1 rRNA gene is annotated in these 2,915 nt (G+C 50.2%); it reads right to left on the bottom strand.

Features of this window, described 5'->3' with window-relative positions:
- Positions 1-8 precede the first annotated feature (8 nt).
- A 23S ribosomal RNA gene (locus G8Y85_RS04355) occupies positions 9-2,915 on the bottom strand; the annotation flags it as partial.

The following is a 2,915-nucleotide window of genomic DNA, read 5'->3' as shown; positions in this document are numbered from 1 at the left end:
GAACTAAATTGATTAAGTCTTCGATCGATTAGTATTCGTCAGCTCCACGTATCGCTACGCTTCCACCTCGAACCTATTAACCTCATCATCTTTGAGGGATCTTATAACCGAAGTTGGGAAATCTCATCTTGAGGGGGGCTTCATGCTTAGATGCTTTCAGCACTTATCCCGTCCATACATAGCTACCCAGCTATGCCGTTGGCACGACAACTGGTACACCAGAGGTATGTCCATCCCGGTCCTCTCGTACTAAGGACAGCTCCTCTCAAATTTCCTACGCCCACGACGGATAGGGACCGAACTGTCTCACGACGTTCTGAACCCAGCTCGCGTACCGCTTTAATGGGCGAACAGCCCAACCCTTGGGACCGACTACAGCCCCAGGATGCGATGAGCCGACATCGAGGTGCCAAACCTCCCCGTCGATGTGAACTCTTGGGGGAGATAAGCCTGTTATCCCCGGGGTAGCTTTTATCCGTTGAGCGATGGCCCTTCCATGCGGAACCACCGGATCACTAAGTCCGTCTTTCGACCCTGCTCGACTTGTAGGTCTCGCAGTCAAGCTCCCTTATGCCTTTACACTCTATGAATGATTTCCAACCATTCTGAGGGAACCTTTGAGCGCCTCCGTTACTCTTTAGGAGGCGACCGCCCCAGTCAAACTGCCCGCCTGACACTGTCTCCCAACTCGATAAGAGTTGCGGGTTAGAAATCCAATACAATTAGGGTAGTATCCCACCAATGCCTCCACGTAAGCTAGCGCTCACGCTTCTAAGGCTCCTACCTATCCTGTACAAACTGTACCGAATTTCAATATCAGGCTACAGTAAAGCTCCACGGGGTCTTTCCGTCCTGTCGCGGGTAACCGGCATCTTCACCGGTACTATGATTTCACCGAGTCTCTCGTTGAGACAGTGCCCAAATCGTTACGCCTTTCGTGCGGGTCGGAACTTACCCGACAAGGAATTTCGCTACCTTAGGACCGTTATAGTTACGGCCGCCGTTTACTGGGGCTTCGATTCGTAGCTTCGCTAATGCTAACCACTCCTCTTAACCTTCCAGCACCGGGCAGGCGTCAGCCCCTATACGTCACCTTACGGTTTAGCAGAGACCTGTGTTTTTGATAAACAGTCGCTTGGGCCTATTCACTGCGGCTCTTCGAAGCGTGAACCTCAAAGAGCACCCCTTCTCCCGAAGTTACGGGGTCATTTTGCCGAGTTCCTTAACGAGAGTTCGCTCGCTCACCTTAGAATTCTCATCTTGACTACCTGTGTCGGTTTGCGGTACGGGCACCAATCTTCTAGCTAGAGGCTTTTCTTGGCAGTGTGAAATCAACGACTCGAAGAAAACATGTTTCTTCTCCCCATCACAGCTTGACCTTAATGAGTGCCGGATTTGCCTAACACTCAGTCTCACTGCTTAGACGTGCACTCCAACAGCACGCTTCGCCTATCCTACTGCGTCCCCCCATCGCTTAAAACGAATCATGGTGGTACAGGAATATCAACCTGTTATCCATCGCCTACGCCTGTCGGCCTCAGCTTAGGACCCGACTAACCCAGAGCGGACGAGCCTTCCTCTGGAAACCTTAGTCAATCGGTGGACGGGATTCTCACCCGTCTTTCGCTACTCACACCGGCATTCTCACTTCTAAGCGCTCCACATGTCCTTGCGATCATGCTTCAACGCCCTTAGAACGCTCTCCTACCATTGTCCTAAAGGACAATCCACAGCTTCGGTAATATGTTTAGCCCCGGTACATTTTCGGCGCAGTGTCACTCGACTAGTGAGCTATTACGCACTCTTTAAATGATGGCTGCTTCTAAGCCAACATCCTAGTTGTCTGGGCAACGCCACATCCTTTTCCACTTAACATATATTTTGGGACCTTAGCTGGTGGTCTGGGCTGTTTCCCTTTCGAACACGGACCTTATCACCCATGTTCTGACTCCCAAGTTAAATTATTTGGCATTCGGAGTTTGTCTGAATTCGGTAACCCGAGAGGGGCCCCTCGTCCAAACAGTGCTCTACCTCCAATAATCATCACTTGAGGCTAGCCCTAAAGCTATTTCGGAGAGAACCAGCTATCTCCAAGTTCGATTGGAATTTCTCCGCTACCCTCAGTTCATCCGCTCACTTTTCAACGTAAGTCGGTTCGGTCCTCCATTCAGTGTTACCTGAACTTCAACCTGACCAAGGGTAGATCACCTGGTTTCGGGTCTACGACCAAATACTCATTCGCCCTATTCAGACTCGCTTTCGCTACGGCTCCACATTTTCTGCTTAACCTTGCATCAGATCGTAACTCGCCGGTTCATTCTACAAAAGGCACGCCATCACCCATTAACGGGCTCTGACTACTTGTAAGCACACGGTTTCAAGTTCTCTTTCACTCCCCTTCCGGGGTACTTTTCACCTTTCCCTCACGGTACTGGTTCACTATCGGTCACTAGAGAGTATTTAGCCTTGGGAGATGGTCCTCCCAGATTCCGACGGAATTTCACGTGCTCCGCCGTACTCAGGATCCACTCAGGAGGGTATACGTTTTCGACTACAGGATTATTACCTTCTATGATTAACCTTTCCAGGTTATTCGTCTAACGTATTCCTTTGTAACTCCGTACAGAGTGTCCTACAACCCCAACAAGCAAGCTTGTTGGTTTGGGCTCTTCCCGTTTCGCTCGCCGCTACTCAGGGAATCGATTTTTCTTTCTCTTCCTCCGGGTACTAAGATGTTTCAGTTCTCCGGGTCTACCTTCTCACATGCTATGTATTCACATGCGGATAACACGACATAACTCGTGCTGGGTTCCCCCATTCGGAAATCTCTGGATCACAGCTTACTTACAGCTCCCCAAAGCATATCGTCGTTAGTAACGTCCTTCATCGGCTTCTAGTGCCAAGGCATCCACCGT

Source organism: Staphylococcus sp. 11007852 (assembly GCF_011394325.1).
Lineage (GTDB): Bacteria > Bacillota > Bacilli > Staphylococcales > Staphylococcaceae > Staphylococcus > Staphylococcus agnetis.
This window is presented reverse-complemented; position numbering and strand designations above follow the sequence as displayed.